Raw genomic sequence first — 18,377 nt, forward strand, 5'->3', positions numbered from 1 at the left:
CCCGCCCCGCAAGACGGAGGAAGACCTGCCCGCCTGAGGGCGCCTCATCGCCTCCCTTCCCCCTGCGGGAAGGGATTGAGGGTCGGGGTGAGCCAGGGGCCATCATTTCGCCCCCCGCATGCGCTCGACGCCCATCAGCACGCGCTCTGGCGTGACCGGCATGTCGAGGCGCGGGGCGACCTTGTAGTCCGCGACGCTGGCGACGGCCATGGAAAGCGCCTCCACCACCGACATGGCGAGGCATAGCGGCGGCTCGCCCACGGCCTTGGACCGGCCGATGGCCGCTTCCCGGTTCACCGACCACTCGGCAAGGCGCACGTTGAAGACGGGCGGGACATCGGAGGCGACGGGGATCTTGTAGGTGGAGGGCGCGTGGGTGCGCAGTTCGCCCTTGGCGTCCCAGACCAGTTCCTCGGTAGTGAGCCAGCCCATGCCTTGGATGAAGCCACCTTCGACCTGGCCGATATCAAGCGCCGGATTGAGCGAGCGGCCGACATCCTCGAGCACGTCGGCGCGCTCGACCTGATACTCACCGGTCAGGGTATCGATGGTCACTTCCGATACGGCAGCACCATAGGCGTAGTAGTAGAAGGGACGCCCGCGACCGGTCGAGCGGTCCCAATGAATCTTGGGGGTCTTGTAGAAACCGGCGGCAGAAAGCTGGACGCGGGCCATGTAGGCCGAGCTCACGGCGTCCTCGAAACTCACATGTTCACCGCCGGCGCGAATGCCGGCGCCTTCCCACAGCACCTGATCGGGCGACAGGGAGCGCTGCTCGGCGGCATGGGCAAGAAGCCGCGTCTTGATCTGGTTGGCAGCATCGAGCGCCGCCATGGCGTTGAGGTCGGTGCCTGAGGATGCGGCTGTGGCCGAGGTATTGGGCACCTTGCCGGTGGTGGTGGCGTTGATCCTGACCCGGTCCAGCGGAACGCCGAACGCATCGGCCAGAACCTGCGCGACCTTGGTGTGGAGCCCCTGCCCCATCTCGGTACCGCCATGGCTGAGGTGAATCGAGCCGTCGCGATAGACATGCACCAGCGCGCCGGCCTGATTGTACCAGGTGGCGGTAAAAGAGATGCCGAACTTGACCGGGGTGAGCGCGATGCCCTTCTTGAGGACCTTGCTGGTCCTGTTGAACGCTAGGATCGCTGCGCGCCGCGCCTGGTAGTCCGAGGAGGTCTCGATGTCCTCCACGATCCGGTGGATTATGTTGTCTTCCACCACCTGGTGGTAGGGCGTGACGTTGTTCTCGTCGATCCCGTAGAAATTGGCCTTGCGGATCTCGAGCGGATCCTTGCCCAGGTCGTAGGCGATATCCTCGATCCAGCGCTCCGCGGCTACCAGGCCCTGCGGCCCGCCGAAACCGCGGAACGCGGTGTTGGAGACCGTGTTGGTGTAGAGCGGCAACGAATTCACGCGGACCGCGGGATACCAGTAGGCATTGTCGCAGTGAAACAGGGCACGGTCGGTCACCGGCCCCGACAGGTCGGCCGAAAAGCCCGCCCGGGCGGCATAGGTAGCGGTGACCGCCTGAATCTTGCCGTCCGAATTATAGCCGACGTCGTAATCGACCATGAAGTCGTGGCGCTTGCCGGTGGCCGCCATGTCGTCGTCCCGGTCGGGACGCAGCTTGACGGCGCGATTGAACTTGCGCGCGGCCAGCGCGGCGACGGCCGCGAAGAGGTTGCCGTGCGTCTCCTTGCCGCCGAACCCGCCGCCCATGCGGCGCACGTTGACGGTGACCGCGTGCTGGGGAACATCGAGAACATGGGCGACCATGAGCTGGATTTCGCTCGGATGCTGGGTCGAGGAATAAACCACCACGTCGTCGTCCTCGCCCGGATGGGCAAGGGCGATCTGGCTTTCGAGATAGAAGTGCTCCTGCCCGCCAATCTTGACGCGGCCCTTGACCCTGCGTTCGGAGGCAGCCAGTCCCGCGGTCACGTCCCCGCGCTCGAGCTTGAGCGGCTCAGTGACGAGGCGGGCTCCGGCTTCGACGGCAGCCTCCATCGAGAGCAGGGCGGGAAGATCGCGGTATTCGATCTTGGCGAGCCTGGACGCGCGGCGCGCGGCGTCCCGTGTCGTGCCGATGACGGCAAACATCGGCTGGCCGTAGAACTGCACCTTGCCTTCCGCAAACACCGGATCGTCATGTTTGTGGGGCGAGGAGACGTCGTTCTCCCCTGGGATATCGGCAGCGGTGAGAACCCCGACGACGCCCGGCGCGGCGCGGACGGCTTCGAGATCGATCGAAACGATCTCGGCATGGGCGCGGCTCGAAAGGCCGAGATAGGCGTGCAGCGTGCCCTTGGGTTCGACGATGTCGTCGATGTATTCGGCACGGCCGGCGACGTGCTTATCGGCTGAATCGTGCTTGGTGGATTCGTGCAGCTTGCCGGTGTTGCGGATATCGAGCTTGTTCATGCCGCCCCCCGCTCCAGCCGCGAGGCTTCGCCCTGGGTTTCGAGGAAGAAACGCCGCAGCAGGTTCTGCGCGGCAAGCAGGCGATATTCGGCCGAGGCGCGCATGTCCGAGATCGGCTGGAAGTCCTCGGCAAAGGCGGGGATGGCCGCTTCGACGGTTTCCATGCTCCAGGGCTTGCCGACCAGCGCCTCTTCGACATGGATGGCACGCTTGGGCGTCGCCGCCATGCCGCCGAAGGCAATGCGGGCCATGCCTACAGTTCCCACATCATTGACGAAGACTCGGAAGGCTCCGCAAAGGGCAGAGATATCCTCGTCCTTGCGCTTGGAAATCTTGTAGCTGGCGAAATGCTCATCCGCCGGAAGGGCGGGAATGGTGATGCTCTCGACGAACTCGCCCGGCTGCCGGTCCTGCTTGCCATAGGCGATGAAAAAGTCGCGCAGCTTCACCTCGCGCCGCGCCGCGCCCTTGCGCAGGATGATGTGGGCGCCCAGCACGATCAGCGGCGGAGGGCTGTCCCCGATAGGCGAGCCGTTGGCGATATTGCCGCCCACCGTACCCATGTTGCGCACCTGCTCGCCGCCGATCCGGTTCCAGAAGTCGGCAAGCTGCGGGAAGTAGCGGGTAATGACGGGCGCCGCGTCAGTGTAGCTGACGCCAGCGCCCAGCCGGATGCCGCCCGGACCTTCCTCGATGGTCTGTAGTTCGGGCAGGTTTCCCACGAAAATCAGGGGGCCGAGCTCGCGCATGAACTTGGTGACCCAGAGCCCGACATCGGTCGATCCGGCGACGACCGTCGCCGATGGCTCGGCCGCATAGGCTTCCGCGAAGTCGTCGAGACTGGCCGGGACGATGACGCGGTCCCCGCCCTCGCCGACCTCGACGCGCTTGCCGTCGCGGAAACCCTCGAGGCGCGCCTTGATCCGGGTGCGCTCGGCAACGAGCGGATCGGCCGAGGCCGCGCCGTAGGACGAAATGGCGTGGGCCGCGCGCACGATCGGCGAATAGCCGGTGCAGCGGCAGAGGTTGCCCTGGAGCGCCGTCTCGATCTCCCCGGTGCTCGCGTCGGGCTTGCGCATCCACAGGCCATAGAGCGACATCACGATGCCCGGCGTGCAGAAACCGCACTGGGAGCCGTGATAATCGACCATCGCCTGCTGGACGGGATGGAGCGGGCCATTGGCCGCCGACAGATGCTCGATGGTGACGACATGGCACCCTTCGAGCGAGGCCAGGAAGGTGATGCAGGCCGTCACGCTCTCGTAGACGAGCTCGCCGCGCTTGAGGCGGCCGACCAGCACGGTGCAGGCCCCGCAATCGCCTTCCGCGCACCCTTCCTTGGAGCCGACCAGGCCCCGGTCGAGACGCAGGTAATCCAGCAGGGTTCGCGTGGCGGGGAACGACGAGAGCGTGACCTCTTCCTCGTTCAGCAGGAAACGCACGAAGGAGCGGGTATCGGTCATCCCTCAGCTCCCCGATAGGTGGAATAGGCGAAGGGCGAAACCAGCAGCGGCACGTGGTAGTGGGCCTCTTCGCTCATGATGAAGCGCACCGGCACGATATCGAGGAACGGGTTCTCGCTCTCAACGCCCATGCGCTCGAAATACTGCCCGACATGGAAATTGAGCTCGAAGGCACCCGGATGGAAACGCTCTCCATCGAGCAGCGGCTGGTCGACGCGCCCATCGGCGTTCGTAAAGCTGGAGAGCAGGTGGTGCGTATGGTCGCCATGGACCATGAACAGGTCGATCCGCATTCCCGCGGCCGGCCTGCCGTGCATGGTATCGAGCACGTGTGTCGTAAGACGCCCGGTAGTCGTCATTGGGCGATAATCCCTCGCTTGCCTATGCCGACTATCGGAAAAAAACGCCTGCCTTCCAAGTAGGCAGCGCACAATTTTTTACCAACTGGTCCACTTTTGACCTGTTGTGATCGGGAAGGCTTGAGGCATAACTCATGGCAAACCAGCCGAGAGATTCCAAAATGATGCGCTATCCTCGCGACATGCAGGGCTACGGCCCCAATCCCCCCAACGCCAACTGGCCGGGTGGCGCCCGTGTGGCGGTGCAGTTCGTCCTCAACTACGAGGAGGGCGGGGAAAACAACATCCTGCATGGCGACGAGAACTCGGAAGCCTTCCTCGCCGACGTGGTGGGCGCCGTGCCCTGGCCCGGCAAGCGCCACTGGAACATCGAGTCGATGTACGAATATGGCGCTCGGGCCGGCTTCTGGCGCCTCCACAGGCTGTTCACTGAAGAGAAGATTCCGGTGACGATTTATGGCGTCGCCACCGCCTTCGCCCGCTCACCCATGCAGGTGACGGCCATGCAGGAGGCCGGCTGGGAAATCGCCAGCCACGGCTACAAATGGGTCGAGCACAAGGACATGCCCGTCGAAGTCGAGCGCGCGCAGATCCACGAGGCGATCCACCTCCATACCGCGGCGACCGGTCAGCGCCCGACCGGCTGGTACACCGGGCGCTGCTCGGTCAACACGGTCGACCTGGTTTCGGAAGAAGGTGGGTTCGAATACGTTTCCGATACCTATGACGATGACCTGCCCTATTGGCGCGAGCACAAGGGCCATGCCCAGCTCATCATCCCCTATACGCTGTCCGCCAACGACATGCGCTTCGTGACCGCCTCGGGCTTTGCCGATGGCGAACAGTTCTTCCAGTTCCTCAAGGATTCCTTTGATTGCCTCTATGCCGAGGGCAAGGCCGGCAGTCCCAAGATGATGAGCATCGGGCTGCACTGCCGGCTGGTCGGCCAGCCCGGGCGCTTCCAGGGCCTCAAGCGCTTCATCGACTACATCAGGGGTTTCGAGAAGGTCTGGACGCCCACGCGTATCGAAGTCGCACGCCATTGGGCCAAGGAACATCCCTATGTGAAGCGCGAGCTCGTGCCGTCAGCGCTCGACAAACCCGCCTTCATTGAAAAGTTCGGCTCGATCTTCGAGCACTCACCCTGGATCGCCGAACGCGCCTGGGATGGCGAACTGGGACCGGCCAACGACACGGCAACGGGCCTGCATTTCGCCCTGCGCAGCCAGTTCCGCATGGCTGGGCAGGCCGAGCGGCTCGGCGTGCTGCAGGCGCACCCGGACTTGGCTGGAAAGCTCGCCGCGGCCAAGCGCCTGACCGAGGCCTCGACCGCCGAACAGGCGTCCGCCGGCCTCGACGCGCTGACCGACGCCGAGCGCGAAAAGTTCACCCACCTCAATGCGGCCTATACCGCCAAGTTCGGATTTCCCTTCATCATCGCCGTGCGCGATCACAGCAAGGCGCAGATTCTCGAGGCTTTCGAACGTCGGGTAGGGAACACGCCGGAGACCGAGTTCCTCACGGCCTGCACCCAGGTCGAGCGCATCGCCTTGCTGCGGCTGCGGGCCATGCTGCCCGATTGAGGTCGATCGAGGGCGGCCCCTGAGGAGCCGTCCTGAAGCTTGCTCCCCTCCCCACTCGGGGGAGGGAAGCTTCCTTGCAGGAACCTACTTAACTTCGGCGATGCGGCCGTCCGTGTAGGGCTTGTAGTCGCCACCCTGCTTGGCAATGAAGTCGGCCAGGACGTCTTCGAGCGGCGGGCCGAAGTCATAGGCGTTCATGCCGGCGGTGTTGAACACCGCATATCCGTCGCCGCCCGTGCGCATGAAGTTGTTGGTGACCACGCCATAGGTCTTTGCCGGATCGATCGGCACCCACGCATCACCATCCTGCACCTCGACCTTGATGATACGGTCGCCGGCCGGCTTGTCCTTGGTCCAGGTGAACTTGAGCCCGGCAACTTGCGGGAAGCGCCCGGCGCCGTTCTCGACATCGGACACACCGTTTTCCAGGGCAGCCACGACGTCGGCACCCTTGAGCTGGAAGGTGGCGAGCGTGTTCGAGAACGGCAGCACCGTGAGCACTTCGCCCATGGTGATGTCGCCCTGGTCGATCGAGGCCCGCAGGCCGCCACCGTTCTGGATGGCGATGGTCACGCCTTGGTCCTTGACGCGGTCGAGCATGGCGTCGGCCACCAGGTTCCCCATGGTGCACTCCATGGCGCGGCAGATTTCGCGCGAACCTTCGATCGCCTCGGTGGCATTGCCGATAACCTTGGCCTTGAGTTCCTCGATGGGAGCGCCCAGTTCGGCCACGCGGGTGACGAACCCCTCGTCCGGCTTGATCGAGGCATCGAGCAGGATCGGATCGCCCTTGGCCGAAATGACATTGCCCTCATCGTCCCAGACGACCTTGATGTCGCCCAGATACTTGCCGTACTGGCCGGCCGTCACGATCGGTACGTCCTTTCCATCCGGCGCCTTGACGACTGTCGGATAGGGGCCGGCGGCCTTCTCGTCCGTGTTGGAGAGTAGCGTGTGGGAGTGACCGCCCACGATCACGTCGATACCCGGCACGGCCTCAGCCAGCGCCTGGTCGACCGTGTAGCCGATGTGGGAAAGCACGATGATCTTGTTGACGCCCTGCGCCTCGAGCGCCTCGACGGCGCCGCGCACATAGGTCACCGCTTTCTCGAAGGCGACGTTGGGGCCGGTCGAGGAGATCTCCGGGGTATCCTCGGCCAGAGCGCCGACGAGGCCGACCTTTTCCCCGCCCACGTCCAGAATATGGACACCGACGATCTTGCCGGCCAGCAGCGGCTCCTTGGCGACGTTGAAATTGCCGCCGATGATCGGGAAGTTGGCCGTCTCGATGAACTTGGAGAATTCCTCCGGCCCGTCATCGAATTCGTGGTTGCCCGTCGCCGCCGCATCGAGACCCAGCTCGTTGAAGAAGTCGGCGACTACCTTGGACTTGTAGGTCGTATAGAAGAGCGAGCCCTGGAATTCGTCCCCGGCCGAGAGGAAGATCACGTTCTCGCCCTTGGCCTTAAGGTCAGCCCGCGTCTGGTCGAGCGCCGTCTTCAGGCGCGCGATGCCGCCAAAGCATTCACCCTTGGATTCGCCTTCGGCATTGCAGGTCGAGTCCGAGCCGGTGATGGATTCGAACCGGGAGTGAAAATCGTTGATGTGCAGGATATTGAGGGCGAATTCGGCACGCGCGGGGGCGGAGAACCCCAGCGCAAGCGAGACTGCCGCCGCCCCTAGAACCAATTTTTGCATTGTTGATTATCCCTTTGGCTGACTGTTCCGTCGACGGTTTTTCCACGGCTTGGTGACGTCACGATAACGGAGGCCCGTCCCCTCCGCGTCCCAGCCGGGTTACCGAGAAGTTAATCTGCAACAGCGGCCAATAAAAAGGGGGAGCGTGCCAACAATAGCCCGGATTGTGAATTGAGGGTTTGCAAACCATAGCGCACGGAAGGCGCGAGACCGGTCGCGCCAGTCATCCGATATTGAGTTTTGCGGCGTATGACGGCTCGCGTAGGATGAAGGACGAGTGTCATGAGCACGCTGCTCGAAAGCCTGGCCAGAGACCAGGATCACACCATCGCTGAAACGAGCCTCGGCCCGCAGGCCCTGGCCTTTATCGCCATCGGCGGGGGCGCGGCGCTGGCATTCGTGGCCGTGTCATCGTTCATGGTGAGCCTCGGGCTGCCGCTGGCCGACTGGGTGGTGAGCGCCCTGTGCTACGGCGCCTTCATCGGCCCGGTCTATCTGCTCCACCGGCGCTACTCCTTCAATTCCTCCGCCCCACACGGGCGGGCGCTGCCGCGCTACGTCGCCGTGCAGTTGGTGGGCCTGACGCTCGCCGCCATGTTCTCGTTCGTCGCCTATGGCGTGGTCGGCCTGCCCAGCGTGGCGGCCGCACTTGTCGTGACCGGCCTCACCTCGGCGGTCAACTTCTTCATCCTGCGGATCTGGGCGTTTGGCGAGGGCTAAGAGCTCGCTCAATGCCCTGCACGACCGCGCCGTGTTCAGGCGGCGTGTGAAGGTTCTCGCGCACCATCTGGCGACCATCATCCCCACGGCGGGGACCGTCCTTGACCTTGGAGCAGGCGACGGCTCGATCGCCCGGGCGCTGATGGCCTTGCGGCCGGACCTTGCCATCCAGGGCGTCGACGTGCTGATCCGGCCCACGACGCTGATCCCGGTCGAGCCCTATGACGGGGTGACCCTGCCCTTTCCCGACAAGGCCTTCGACTATGTGACCATCGTCGATGTTCTCCACCACACCGACGACCCGGCCGCCATCATGGGCGAAGCCGCCCGCGTGGCGCGGCAGGGCGTCGTGATCAAGGACCACCGAGTCCAAGGCGCCCTTGCGCGGCCGACGCTGCAGCTCATGGATTGGGTCGGCAATCGCGGACACGACGTGAGGCTGCCCTACAACTACCTCACGCCCGAACAGTGGGATATCGCGTTCCAGAAGTCCGGCCTCCAGGAGGTGCGCCGGATAGAGGCACTCAACCTTTATCCGCCCCCGTTCGGCTGGATCTTCGACCGCGACCTGCATTTCGTGGCGCTGCTGACGCCCAAGGCAAAGCCGGACGGACGCGCCTAGCCTGCCATCCCGAACGCTGACCTGAACTGCTTCAGCCCGTCGCTGCTGAACGCCAGGACGCGGCCCTGGTCGCGCTTCACCCAGCCGCGCTCAAGCATCGTCTCGAGGATCGCCGCGCCGAGCGCCCCACCGAGATGATTGCGCCGCTCGCTCCAATCCAGGCACGCCCGGCAAAGCGGGCGCCTACCGGACGAGAGATGCGTCGTGTCGATACCCAGTTGCGCAAAGAAGCCGCGGCCCTTCTCGGTCAGCAGCGGATTGTCGCGATCGGCAACGATATGCTGATCGACGAGGGCCCCCAACAGTTCCACCCCGCGTTCACCCGCCAGATGGTCGTAGCAGACGCGGGCCTGGCGCAGCGCCGGATCGTTCGGCCCCGTGCGCACCCGCACCGCTCCCGTACGTTGCGCCAGGCCCATGAGGCCTTCGAGCACCTGGGCAACATCGCCCCCCGAGAGACGGTAATAGCGATGTCGTCCCTGCTTTTCGGTCGTCAGCAAATTGGCGCCCTCGAGCTTCGACAGGTGCCCGCTGGCGGTCTGCAGCGTGACGCCCGCCGCCGTTGCCAGTTCGCTCACGGTGAGCGCACGGCCATCCATGAGAGCGGTCAGCATGTTAGCGCGAGCCGGATCGCCCAGAAGCGCCGCGACCGAGGCTATGACAGGTCCATCTTTCATACTTCGATGCTAACCGAACCATGCCCGTCGGGCAATGCGCTAGAACCGGCCCGTTCAAATACGACGGAGCCCGACCATGATCACCTGTTTCATCCGCTACGAGATCGACCCGAACAAGGTCGAGGCTTTCGAGCACTACGCGCGCAACTGGGGACAGGCCATTCCACGCAACGGCGCCGACCTCATCGGCTATTACGCGCCGCACGAGGGATCCGCCACCACCGCCTACGGCATCTACAATATCGAAAGCCTCGCCGCCTATGAGGCCTACCGTGCCCGCCTGCGCGAAGATGTGCTGGGGCGCGAGAACTACGAGTTTGCGCGCCGGGAAAGATTCATCCACCGTGAGGACCGGCTCTTCCTGCGGCTAGCTTCGGCGCCGCACAGCTCCATGGTGCGGCTATGATCGCGGTGATCTTCGAAGTCTCCCCCGCGTCCGGCCGAAAGGGCGACTACCTGGCGCTGGCTGCCGCCCTCAAGGCCGAGCTCACCGAGATGAAGGGGTTCATTTCCATCGAGCGCTTCGAGAGCCTTTCCGAACCGGGCAAGATTCTATCGCTCTCGTTCTGGGAAGATGAGGAGGCCGTAATGCGCTGGCGCAACCTTGCTTCGCATCGCGAAGCGCAACGACAGGGACGTGAGGGCGTTTTCGCCGACTATCGCCTGAGGGTGGCATCTGTGATGCGCGACTACGGCATGCACCGCCGCAGCCAGGCACCTGAGGACAGCCGGAACGTCCACGAGCGCAGCCCGTTGACCATCGCGGCGCCGTCCGGCTAACTCACGGCTCCATCAATCGAAGGCAGAACATGTCCGCGTCCGAAATTCCCCCCTTTGCCCGCAATGCGGTGAACCTGGCTTCTGCGGGGCTGGGTGCCCGGGCGCTGTTCGCCACTGACGATTTCTTCGCCGAGGTCGGGCGCATGCTGGCCGATGCGCCGGCGGTGTTCTACCCCGACAAGTACGACGATCACGGCAAATGGATGGACGGCTGGGAGAGCCGCCGCAAGCGCGGGCCCGGACACGACTATGCCGTGGTCAGGCTCGCCACCGCCGGCGTCATCCGCGGCTTTGACATCGACACCGCCCACTTCACCGGCAACTATCCGCCCGCCGCCCGCATCGAGGCCTGCGACGTGCCGGGCGAGCCCGACGACAAGACCGCCTGGACCGAGATCCTGCCCATGACCCCGCTAGGACCCTCGGCCCACCACTATCTCGAAAGCCGCTCGGCCCAGGTCTGGACCCATGTGCGCCTGCACATCTACCCCGATGGCGGGGTGGCCCGGCTGCGCGTCTTCGGCGAGCCCCATATCGATGCCGCCGCCCATGCCGGCAAGCTCATCGACCTGGCCTCGGGCCTCAATGGCGGACACGTGGTGGCCTATTCGGATGCCCATTACGGCGCCTTCGGACGGCTGCTGGCCCCGGGCCGCGGGCTGGACATGGGCGATGGCTGGGAGACCCGCCGCCGCCGCGTGCCGGGCAATGACTGGATCATCATCGCGCTGGGCGCGCGCGGGATCGTGGAAAAGGTCGAGCTCGACACCGCCCACTACAAGGGTAACTTCCCCGACAGCGCCTCGATCCTGGCCGGAGAGATGCCGGCGGGCAGCGACGCGCTCGAGGAGGCGGTGGTGACCTCCTCCATGTTCTGGCCCGAGCTCTTGCCCCAATCCAAGCTCCAGGCCGACCACATCCATGTCTTCGAAGCCGTCAACGCCACGGGCCCCGTGACCCACATCCGGCTCAACATCTTCCCCGACGGCGGCATTTCCCGCGTCCGCATCTGGGGCAAACTCGCCTAGCCGGAAGAGACCGCATGACCACGATCGACATTGAGCCCCTCACCCGCGAAGCCTTTGCCCCTTTCGGACAGGTGATCGCCGTCGAAGGCGCCGACCACTATCTCATCAACGCCGGAAAGACCGAGCGTTACAACGATCTCGCCAGGGTCGAACTTGGCGGCGCGCATCCGCGCCCCCTGATCTCGATCTTCCGGGGCCAGCCCTACGCCCTGCCGCTCGACCTGACGATGGTCGAGCGCCACCCCTTCGGGAGCCAGGCCTTCTTTCCGCTGAGCCCGCGACCGTTTCTGGTGATCGTGGCGGCCGACAATGCAGGGGTGCCAGCCCAACCACGCGCCTTCCTGACCAAACCCGGCGAGGGCGTAAACATCGCCATGAATACCTGGCACGGGGTGCTGACGCCGCTAGAGGAAGTCAGCGATTTCCTGGTGGTCGACCGTGGAGGTGATGGCAATAACCTCGAAGAATACTTCTTCGAGACGCCCTATCGCGTCACAATGACGAACGCGATCTTTACTTAAAAAGCGCTCGCGCGTCGCAAGATCGCAGCATTTGCTGCATAACAACCTGGCTGGGGCACTTTTCAGGACGGTGGGGGAGACGCCGTCAAACACTTGGAGTGCACGATGCGCATACGCCCGAACCTGGTTTTCGCCGCCCTTGGCCTGCTGATCGCGAGTTCGCTATCCGCCACGGCCGCGCCCGTTTCGATCACTGGCGAGGTCACCTACCGCGAGCGCATGGCGCTGCCGCCAAATGCAGCCCTCGAGGTGCAACTCCTTGACGTCTCGCTCGCCGACGCCCGCGCGACCGTTCACGCCGCGGCGCGCCTCACCGGCCCCGGCCAGGTGCCCCTGACCTTCACACTCAATTTCGACGACAAGGTCATCAACCCCAAACACAACTATGCGCTGAGCGCCCGCATCACTTCGGACGACCGACTGGTCTTCATCAATACCACCCAGTATCCGATCGATCCGCTGGCGCCCGCCGAGCCCATCCAGATCATCCTCGACTTTGTCGCGAATACCGGCGCGATGACGCCAGCGCCGCAACCGCCAAAGGCAGACGAGGCCGCAGTGACACAGCCCGAAACCACCAGTCCCGACTTTTTCGGGGTCACCTGGCGCGTGCTCGATATCAAGGGCAACCCGACCAACGACAAGGCCCGCCCGACACTCTCGGTGGCCGAGGACGGTCGCGCCGGCGGCAAGGGTGGCTGCAACAACTATTTCGCCCAGGCCAGCGTCGAGGGAAACAGCATCAGCTTCGGCTCGCCCGCATCCACGCGCATGGCCTGCCCGGAACCCGCCATGCAGCAGGAGGCCGCCTTCTTCGCCGCGCTCGCGGCGGTCGCCGCCTATAGGCAGGAGGGCGAGCATCTGCTGCTCACCGACGCCAACGGCAATCCGCTGATGACCCTGGCCAGGGACTAGCTGCGGCGGGCTTGACCACGACCCCGGGCCCCGGCACCTTCGTGCCATCCTATCTCGGAGCCACAATGGAAACCGCCGCCTTCATCTCCCGCCTCTTCGACGTCATCGAGAACGACATCGCGCCCAAGACGCGCGAGGGCGTACGCAGGGGCAACAAGATTTTCGGGGCGGCAATCCTGCGGAAATCGGACCTGTCGGTTGTAGTAGCCGAGACCAATAACGAGACCGAAAACCCGCTCTGGCACGGCGAAATGCACGCCATCAAGAAGCTCTACGAACTCAATCGCTCGACCCTTCCCGATCCCAAGGACTGCATCTTCCTGGCGACCCACGAGCCGTGCTCGCTATGCCTCTCCGCTATCACATGGGCTGGCTACGACAATTTCTATTATCTCTTCAGCCACCAGGACAGCCGCGACAGCTTCGCCATCCCGCACGACATCCGCATCCTCAAGGAAGTGTTCGTGCCGCCCGGCACGCCGTCCGACGCCCCGCTCTACAACGCCAGCAACGCCTTCTGGACGAGCCACTCGCTTGGCCGCATGATCGCCACGCTTGATCGCGGCAACCGCGAGAGCCTGCTGTCGCGCATGGACGATCTTGGTGCCCTCTACGCCGACCTTTCGGCGGTCTATCAGCAGGGCAAGGGCGACAAGGGCATCCCCCTGGCCTAGAACGAAGACCCCGCCTGCACCTGTGTCGGCGTCAAAATGTCGGCGATTGGCGCCGGCGCCTCGGTGTTGGCGGCGGCGAAGACAAGGATGAACATGGCAGCGGCGAAGACGACCGTCAGCACGACCTGCATGAAAGGGGATCCTTCGCTCATTGCAGCACCTCGAGCGTCGTCGGCATGGGGGCATTGGAAGCGGCAAAAGTGAGCGTCGCCATCACGCCCACGAACATTACGGTCAACAACACTTTGAACATCTCGGCACGTCCCTGAAAGCGGCCCGGCTTCTCCGGGCACGTTGATGCCGCCATTCTTGGCGGCTTTGCTTTGAACAACGCCGCAACAACGCGTTTAGATGCCGTTCAGAATCCGCTCTTTGACGATTATGCGTTTCGTCCCACCTTGCCGGGACCTGACCAGCCTCTCCGAATTGTAACGCCTCAAACCGGCGCGGCTGGGCTACCAATCGGATGCCAACAGCAAGGAACCCGAGCCCATGCCAGACCCGGACAAACCGTCTTTCCGCCTCAACCGCCGCCAGGCCCTCTCCCTGGTCGCCGTGACAGCCGCAGGCGGCGCCCTCATGTCTCAGCGCGCTTTCGCCCAGGAAGCGGGAGCCAGCGCCGACACCGCCGGGCTGCTTCCCGGCGCCGACGTCTGCGTCATCACGCCGGAAGTCACTGAAGGTCCCTACTATTTCGATCCCGCCCTCGACCGGCGGGACATCACCGAGGGCCGCCCGGGGGTCAAGACGCAGGTACGGCTGCAGGTGGTCGACGCCCAGTGCAAGCCGCTCTCAGGCGCTCGCGTCGACATCTGGCATGCGGACGCGACCGGGGTCTATTCAGGCTATGCAAACCAGACCGGTGGCGTCGACACGACGGGCGAGACCTTCATGCGCGGCACGCAGATGACCGACGCGAACGGGGTTGCCGAGTTCACCACCGTCTATCCCGGCTGGTACCGGGGACGCACCACCCACATCCATTTCAAGGTGTTCCTCGACGAGACCAACATCCTGACTGGCCAGCTCTTTTTCCCGGATGCGCTTTCCGAGTTCATCTACAAGAACGTCGCGCCCTACTCGGACCGCACCGAAGAACGCGACACCATCAACACCAACGACAACATAGCCGCCCAGGCGACCCGCGCCTCTTTCGCCTATGTCAAGGAACTGGCCGATGCCTACCTGGTGGCGATGATCATCGGCGTGGACCCGAGCGCGACCTCTTCCAACCTGGGCGACGCTGGCGGTGCCGGTGGCCCGCCTCCGGGCGGCCCTCCCCCCGATGGCGGCAATGGTGGTCCCCCGGCCACAGGCTCGAGCCGCGGCTCGCTCGTGCCGGGCGTGGAAGCCGGCAACTAAACGGAAAAGGCGGCCAATGGCCGCCTTTTCCCAGTTTCGAATGGATCTGAGAGCCTCAGGCGACGCGCTCGCCACGGCCACGACCACCCTCGGCCCGACGCGCGCGACCGGCATCCTTCTGGTTCTTGTTCCAGCGCGGCTTGCCCTGCTTGGCTGCCGCCGGCTTGCCACCGGGCTGGCCGTTGCGGGTACGGGCGGCCTCGCCGTCCTTGCGCTTCTTGTCGCCGTGGGCGCGATGCGGCGCCGGTTCCTGATGGCGCGTGCCATCGTTGAAGCCGGCCAGGGTCTTGCCGGCCGGCTTGCGCGCACGGGGGGCCCCGGCATTGGGGTTGGGCTTGCGCCCGTTATTGCCCTTGGCCTTCTTGGGCGGATCGACTTCCACGATCGAAAGATCGCCGGAAACCGGCAGGCTCTTGCGGATCAGCTTCTCGATGTCGCGCAACTGGCCCTTTTCGGTGCCATCGCAAAGCGTGATGGCCACGCCCGAAGCGCCATTGCGCCCGGTCCGGCCAATGCGGTGCACATAGTTCTCGGCATCATCGGGCAGGTCGTAATTGATGACGTGCGTGATGCCCGGAACGTCGATGCCACGCGCCGCGATATCGGTGGCGACAAGGATGCGCACGCGGCCGGACGAAAAGCCCTTTAGAGCTGCCTGGCGGGCGTTCTGGCTCTTGTTACCGTGAATGGCCGCGGCCTCGAAACCATCGATCGACAGGTTCTTGGTGACGCGGTCGGCACCGTGCTTGGTACGGGTGAAGACGATGACGCGCTCGAGCGCGGCGTCCCCGAGAAGCTTGTTGAGCTCTTCGCGCTTCGCCTTGGAACCCGCCATGATGACGCGCTGCTCGATCTCGGCGACGGTGGTGCCCGGCACGGTGGCCTCGACACGAACCGGCTCGCGCAGCAACCCTTCGGCAAGCTTGGAGATTTCGGGCGCCATGGTGGCCGAGAACAGGGCCGTCTGGCGCTTCCAGCTGATCTTGGAAGCGATTTCCTTGACCGGGCCGATGAAGCCCATGTCGAGCATGCGGTCAGCTTCGTCCAGGATCAGCCAGCGGGTTTCGCTCAACCACACCTTGTCGTCATCGACGAGGTCCTTCATGCGGCCGGGCGTGGCGATGCAGATATCGACGCCCTTGGCCAGCTTCTGGACCTGATTGTAGCGCGACACGCCACCCAGCACGAGCACGGTGGTGAGCCGCATGCTGCCGGCCATCTTGCGCAGCGCTTCGTCGATCTGGACGGCGAGTTCGCGCGTCGGAACGAGGATGAGCGCGCGCGCCGTCATCGGACGCGGGCGGCCGGGCAGCGCCTGCAGGCCGGCCAGGATCGGCAGGCCAAACGCCGCCGTCTTGCCCGAGCCGGTCTGGGCGATGCCCAGGATGTCCTTGCCCTTGAGCTGGTGGGGGATAGCCTCGGCCTGGATCTTGGTGGGGGTATCGAACCCGGCTTTTGCGAGCGAAGCAAGCAGCGGGCCCGGAAGTCCGAGGGATTCAAAAGTTGCTGTCAAAGCGAAATGTCTTTCGTTTGGCGCGCCGAACGTGCAGCGCGCGCGGCGCCGACCCAAGGTGGGGCGGCGGGATCAATAATGCAGCGGCGGGCTCATTCCCGCGACGGCTGGTTCACTGTCCGGAAAACCGTTCCAGACCTGACTTCGCCGCCCACCGCATCGATCGATAAGAAGAGAAGTCCGTCACCTGTCTGGGCGCTGGGCAAATAGCCACGCCGGTGACGATGCTCGCTAGATGGTGCAAACGCCGCCGAAAAGCAAGGCAATTCAGCTTTTTTGGATTTGCAGGGGAGCTATGCGGGCTGGTCCCCGCCGGGTCTAGATGCCGCCATACCAATCATAGCCGTGGTCTTCCCAATACCCGCCCTTGCCCTTGCCGAACTGGGAGAACCCGTCGACCAGCTCGATGGTATGCACATATTTGGGCTGCTTGTAGCCAAGCGCCCGCTCGATGCGCACGCGAACCGGCGCTCCATTTGCAACAGGCAGCGTCTGCCCGTTGAGGCCGTAGGCAAGAATGGTCTGCGGGTGGTGCCCATCCACCAAGTCGCAGCTTTCGTAATAGAGCTCGGGGCCTGAGAACAGCGATCCCATGTCATCGTAGCAATGGAACACGATGAAGCGCGCGTTTGCCTTGACCTTGGCCGCATCGAGCAGCGGACCGAGCTGGGTGCCTGTCCATTTGGCGATGCAGCTCCAGCCTTCCACGCAATCGTGGCGCGTGATCTGAGTGCGCTCTGGCATGTTGCGCAGCTCCGCCAGCGAGTAGCTCGCGGGGTTTTCGACCAGTCCGGTGATCTTGAGCCGGTAGTCGGCAAAATCGTTTGCCTTGAGCGCTAGATACTCGGCGGTATCCGGATCGCGCGAGCCGTTCGGACGCTGACCCTGCCGGATCTCGCTCTCCGAATATTCCCGGGCCAGCGCCTGCTGGCCGACCAGCGCCCGCTGCACGTGATAGGTAAGATCGTTGGCCTTGCTCAGGACGCCACGAACCTGGTTTTCGCGGTCTCCGAGAAAATCGAACTGGTCGCAGCCGGCCAGGACCAGCGAAGACGCGCCAGCGGCGCTCAGGCCGAGGAACCGGCGACGTGTCACCATCAGCTTGCTCATGGGCGGTCTCCTTCCTGGCGCGGCGTATTGGGGCTGGTGCGGTACCACCCGGTGATCATCGAGCGCAGTTCGTTGATGGGACCAGCGGCAAAGACCATCAGGATGTGCACGATGAAGAACAGCACCAGCAGGGCCATGACCGAGAAATGGATGGTGCGGGCGGTCTGGCGTCCGCCGAAGAGGTCGAGCAGCCAGGGGAAAGCGGCGTCCATTCCCGGACTCATTGTGAGGCCCGTGGTGATGATGAGGGGGAAGAGGATGAAGAACACGACGCTGTAGGCGATCTTCTGAAGCGCGTTGTAGCTGCGGCCATGGTGGAACCGCAGGCGCGCGTGGTCTGCGACATCCTGCGGCAATCCCTTGATGTCCTCCCCCATCGGCAGCACGTCGCGCCGGATGTGACCGTTCACGAGGCTGGAAAGGAACCAGACGAAGAGAGCGGCGACCAATATCCAGCCGAAGAAGAAGTGGACAACCCGACCGGTCGCCAGATCCTGGTAGGACGGAATGGTCGCCCAGCTCGGAAAGCCGCGATAGGTCGGCCGCTCGGGCGTGCCGCTCACCCCAAAAACACCGGTCGTATCGAAAGTCTGGCCGAAGGCCCGGGTCTGGCCGACGGCTGCCCCATCCTTGGTAACGCCGTACATTGCCAACACGGCGTTGTCGTATTCGAAACCGGACTCCTGCCCGATATAGAGCGCGGGATGGGCGTTGAAGATCTGCAGCCCCGAAAGCAGCATGAAAAAGAGCGCGATCGCCCAGGTCCAGTGCGTAATGCGCGTCAGCAGCGCCTGGCGATAGACCAGCGGCCCCTTTTGGGGCCTGCTTGCCTCGCTTGTCGATCCGGCGGTCTCGGCAGACATATTCACCCTCCATGTGCCTGCAAAGAAACGGCACGCTTCGAAGGGAAGTTTCAAGTCACTTGTCA

Annotated in this window: 19 protein-coding genes; 10 read left to right on the forward strand and 9 right to left on the reverse strand. The window is 64.3% G+C overall.

Going from position 1 to position 18,377, the window contains the following annotated elements; translation table 11 throughout:
• Nucleotides 1–102: 102 nt before the first annotated feature.
• Genes xdhB through uraH form a run of 3 tightly spaced genes read right to left on the reverse strand, consistent with a single transcriptional unit; the run spans nucleotide 103 to nucleotide 4,246 of the window.
• Nucleotides 103–2,424: a xanthine dehydrogenase molybdopterin binding subunit gene (gene xdhB / locus FNA67_RS16340; protein ID WP_147656967.1), complete on the reverse strand. Its 2,322-nt coding sequence runs from the start codon at nucleotides 2,422–2,424 to the stop codon at nucleotides 103–105.
• Nucleotides 2,421–3,887 (reverse strand): xanthine dehydrogenase small subunit, encoded by a 1,467-nt coding sequence (xdhA, locus tag FNA67_RS16345; RefSeq protein WP_147656969.1) that lies wholly within the window; start codon nucleotides 3,885–3,887, stop codon nucleotides 2,421–2,423. Before xdhA ends, xdhB begins: the two co-directional genes overlap by 4 nt.
• Nucleotides 3,884–4,246 (reverse strand): hydroxyisourate hydrolase, encoded by a 363-nt coding sequence (gene uraH / locus FNA67_RS16350; protein WP_147656971.1) that lies wholly within the window; start codon nucleotides 4,244–4,246, stop codon nucleotides 3,884–3,886. Before uraH ends, xdhA begins: the two co-directional genes overlap by 4 nt.
• A gap of 164 nt (nucleotides 4,247–4,410) precedes the next feature.
• Here uraH and puuE point away from each other — a divergent pair, with 164 nt between their 5' ends.
• A complete protein-coding gene (puuE, locus tag FNA67_RS16355) occupies nucleotides 4,411–5,829 on the forward strand; it encodes an allantoinase PuuE (protein ID WP_147658223.1) in 1,419 nt (472 codons plus the stop codon).
• An 84-nt stretch (nucleotides 5,830–5,913) separates the two neighbouring features.
• Here the strand turns inward: puuE and FNA67_RS16360 are convergent, their stop codons facing one another.
• Entirely contained in the window at nucleotides 5,914–7,527 is a 1,614-nt protein-coding gene (locus FNA67_RS16360; RefSeq protein WP_147656973.1) for a bifunctional metallophosphatase/5'-nucleotidase, read from the reverse strand.
• A 282-nt stretch (nucleotides 7,528–7,809) separates the two neighbouring features.
• On the opposite strand from FNA67_RS16360, the gene FNA67_RS16365 reads away from it, so the two are divergent.
• Both FNA67_RS16365 and FNA67_RS16370 read left to right on the forward strand, forming a co-directional pair.
• Entirely contained in the window at nucleotides 7,810–8,247 is a 438-nt protein-coding gene (locus tag FNA67_RS16365) for a GtrA family protein (RefSeq protein ID WP_147656975.1), read from the forward strand.
• Entirely contained in the window at nucleotides 8,234–8,869 is a 636-nt protein-coding gene (locus tag FNA67_RS16370) for a methyltransferase domain-containing protein (protein ID WP_147656977.1), read from the forward strand. The genes FNA67_RS16365 and FNA67_RS16370 overlap by 14 nt, the downstream gene beginning before the upstream one ends.
• Here FNA67_RS16370 and FNA67_RS16375 read toward each other — a convergent pair.
• Nucleotides 8,866–9,546 carry an ArsR/SmtB family transcription factor gene (locus tag FNA67_RS16375; protein ID WP_147656980.1) on the reverse strand — a complete coding sequence of 227 codons (681 nt, stop codon included), beginning with the start codon at nucleotides 9,544–9,546 and terminating at the stop codon, nucleotides 8,866–8,868. The two genes, FNA67_RS16370 and FNA67_RS16375, sit on opposite strands and share 4 nt — an antisense overlap.
• 76 nt (nucleotides 9,547–9,622) lie before the next feature.
• Between FNA67_RS16375 and FNA67_RS16380 the strand changes: the two genes are divergently transcribed.
• The 6 genes from FNA67_RS16380 to FNA67_RS16405 all read left to right on the forward strand — a co-directional run bounded on the left by FNA67_RS16380 (nucleotide 9,623) and on the right by FNA67_RS16405 (nucleotide 13,464).
• Complete coding sequence (locus FNA67_RS16380; RefSeq protein WP_147656982.1) at nucleotides 9,623–9,952, forward strand: NIPSNAP family protein; 330 nt, start codon at nucleotides 9,623–9,625, stop codon at nucleotides 9,950–9,952.
• Nucleotides 9,949–10,326: an antibiotic biosynthesis monooxygenase family protein gene (locus FNA67_RS16385; protein ID WP_147656984.1), complete on the forward strand. Its 378-nt coding sequence runs from the start codon at nucleotides 9,949–9,951 to the stop codon at nucleotides 10,324–10,326. Before FNA67_RS16380 ends, FNA67_RS16385 begins: the two co-directional genes overlap by 4 nt.
• A 29-nt stretch (nucleotides 10,327–10,355) precedes the next feature.
• On the forward strand, nucleotides 10,356–11,354 hold the full coding sequence (gene alc / locus FNA67_RS16390) for an allantoicase (protein ID WP_147656987.1): 999 nt from the start codon (nucleotides 10,356–10,358) through the stop codon (nucleotides 11,352–11,354).
• A 14-nt stretch (nucleotides 11,355–11,368) separates the two neighbouring features.
• Entirely contained in the window at nucleotides 11,369–11,875 is a 507-nt protein-coding gene (locus tag FNA67_RS16395) for an ureidoglycolate lyase (protein ID WP_147656989.1), read from the forward strand.
• Between the two features lie 105 nt (nucleotides 11,876–11,980).
• On the forward strand, nucleotides 11,981–12,790 hold the full coding sequence (locus tag FNA67_RS16400) for a YbaY family lipoprotein (protein ID WP_147656991.1): 810 nt from the start codon (nucleotides 11,981–11,983) through the stop codon (nucleotides 12,788–12,790).
• A gap of 65 nt (nucleotides 12,791–12,855) precedes the next feature.
• The gene (locus FNA67_RS16405; RefSeq protein ID WP_147658224.1) at nucleotides 12,856–13,464 is read left to right on the forward strand and encodes a nucleoside deaminase; all 609 of its coding nucleotides are present in this window, start codon (nucleotides 12,856–12,858) and stop codon (nucleotides 13,462–13,464) included.
• Here FNA67_RS16405 and FNA67_RS21975 read toward each other — a convergent pair.
• A complete protein-coding gene (locus FNA67_RS21975; protein WP_170267339.1) occupies nucleotides 13,461–13,616 on the reverse strand; it encodes a hypothetical protein in 156 nt (51 codons plus the stop codon). The two genes, FNA67_RS16405 and FNA67_RS21975, sit on opposite strands and share 4 nt — an antisense overlap.
• 340 nt (nucleotides 13,617–13,956) lie before the next feature.
• On the opposite strand from FNA67_RS21975, the gene FNA67_RS16410 reads away from it, so the two are divergent.
• Nucleotides 13,957–14,826, forward strand: coding sequence for an intradiol ring-cleavage dioxygenase (locus FNA67_RS16410; protein ID WP_147656993.1), 870 nt, complete (start codon nucleotides 13,957–13,959; stop codon nucleotides 14,824–14,826).
• A 55-nt stretch (nucleotides 14,827–14,881) separates the two neighbouring features.
• Here FNA67_RS16410 and FNA67_RS16415 read toward each other — a convergent pair whose 3' ends face one another.
• From FNA67_RS16415 to FNA67_RS16425, 3 genes are all read right to left on the reverse strand, one after another.
• Nucleotides 14,882–16,339: a DEAD/DEAH box helicase gene (locus tag FNA67_RS16415; RefSeq protein ID WP_147656996.1), complete on the reverse strand. Its 1,458-nt coding sequence runs from the start codon at nucleotides 16,337–16,339 to the stop codon at nucleotides 14,882–14,884.
• Nucleotides 16,340–16,657: 318 nt separating this feature from the next.
• Entirely contained in the window at nucleotides 16,658–17,449 is a 792-nt protein-coding gene (locus tag FNA67_RS16420) for a molybdopterin-binding protein (protein ID WP_049706178.1), read from the reverse strand.
• The gene (locus FNA67_RS16425; protein WP_147656998.1) at nucleotides 17,446–18,312 is read right to left on the reverse strand and encodes a cytochrome b/b6 domain-containing protein; all 867 of its coding nucleotides are present in this window, start codon (nucleotides 18,310–18,312) and stop codon (nucleotides 17,446–17,448) included. The genes FNA67_RS16420 and FNA67_RS16425 overlap by 4 nt, the downstream gene beginning before the upstream one ends.
• Between the last annotated feature and the right edge of the window lie 65 nt (nucleotides 18,313–18,377).

This window comes from Youhaiella tibetensis (genome assembly GCF_008000755.1).
Taxonomy (GTDB): Bacteria; Pseudomonadota; Alphaproteobacteria; order Rhizobiales; family Devosiaceae; genus Paradevosia; species Paradevosia tibetensis.

Bases quoted from the DNA above. Each gene is read 5' to 3' on its own strand.
- xdhB (WP_147656967.1), bottom strand. From the start codon at position 2,424: ATGAACAAGCTCGATATCCGCAACACCGGCAAGCTGCACGAATCCACC.
- xdhA (WP_147656969.1), bottom strand. From the start codon at position 3,887: ATGACCGATACCCGCTCCTTCGTGCGTTTCCTGCTGAACGAGGAAGAG.
- uraH (WP_147656971.1), bottom strand. From the start codon at position 4,246: ATGACGACTACCGGGCGTCTTACGACACACGTGCTCGATACCATGCAC.
- puuE (WP_147658223.1), top strand. From the start codon at position 4,411: ATGCGCTATCCTCGCGACATGCAGGGCTACGGCCCCAATCCCCCCAAC.
- FNA67_RS16360 (WP_147656973.1), bottom strand. From the start codon at position 7,527: ATGCAAAAATTGGTTCTAGGGGCGGCGGCAGTCTCGCTTGCGCTGGGG.
- FNA67_RS16365 (WP_147656975.1), top strand. From the start codon at position 7,810: ATGAGCACGCTGCTCGAAAGCCTGGCCAGAGACCAGGATCACACCATC.
- FNA67_RS16375 (WP_147656980.1), bottom strand. From the start codon at position 9,546: ATGAAAGATGGACCTGTCATAGCCTCGGTCGCGGCGCTTCTGGGCGAT.
- FNA67_RS16380 (WP_147656982.1), top strand. From the start codon at position 9,623: ATGATCACCTGTTTCATCCGCTACGAGATCGACCCGAACAAGGTCGAG.
- FNA67_RS16385 (WP_147656984.1), top strand. From the start codon at position 9,949: ATGATCGCGGTGATCTTCGAAGTCTCCCCCGCGTCCGGCCGAAAGGGC.
- alc (WP_147656987.1), top strand. From the start codon at position 10,356: ATGTCCGCGTCCGAAATTCCCCCCTTTGCCCGCAATGCGGTGAACCTG.
- FNA67_RS16395 (WP_147656989.1), top strand. From the start codon at position 11,369: ATGACCACGATCGACATTGAGCCCCTCACCCGCGAAGCCTTTGCCCCT.
- FNA67_RS16400 (WP_147656991.1), top strand. From the start codon at position 11,981: ATGCGCATACGCCCGAACCTGGTTTTCGCCGCCCTTGGCCTGCTGATC.
- FNA67_RS16405 (WP_147658224.1), top strand. From the start codon at position 12,856: ATGGAAACCGCCGCCTTCATCTCCCGCCTCTTCGACGTCATCGAGAAC.
- FNA67_RS21975 (WP_170267339.1), bottom strand. From the start codon at position 13,616: ATGAGCGAAGGATCCCCTTTCATGCAGGTCGTGCTGACGGTCGTCTTC.
- FNA67_RS16410 (WP_147656993.1), top strand. From the start codon at position 13,957: ATGCCAGACCCGGACAAACCGTCTTTCCGCCTCAACCGCCGCCAGGCC.
- FNA67_RS16420 (WP_049706178.1), bottom strand. From the start codon at position 17,449: ATGAGCAAGCTGATGGTGACACGTCGCCGGTTCCTCGGCCTGAGCGCC.
- FNA67_RS16425 (WP_147656998.1), bottom strand. From the start codon at position 18,312: ATGTCTGCCGAGACCGCCGGATCGACAAGCGAGGCAAGCAGGCCCCAA.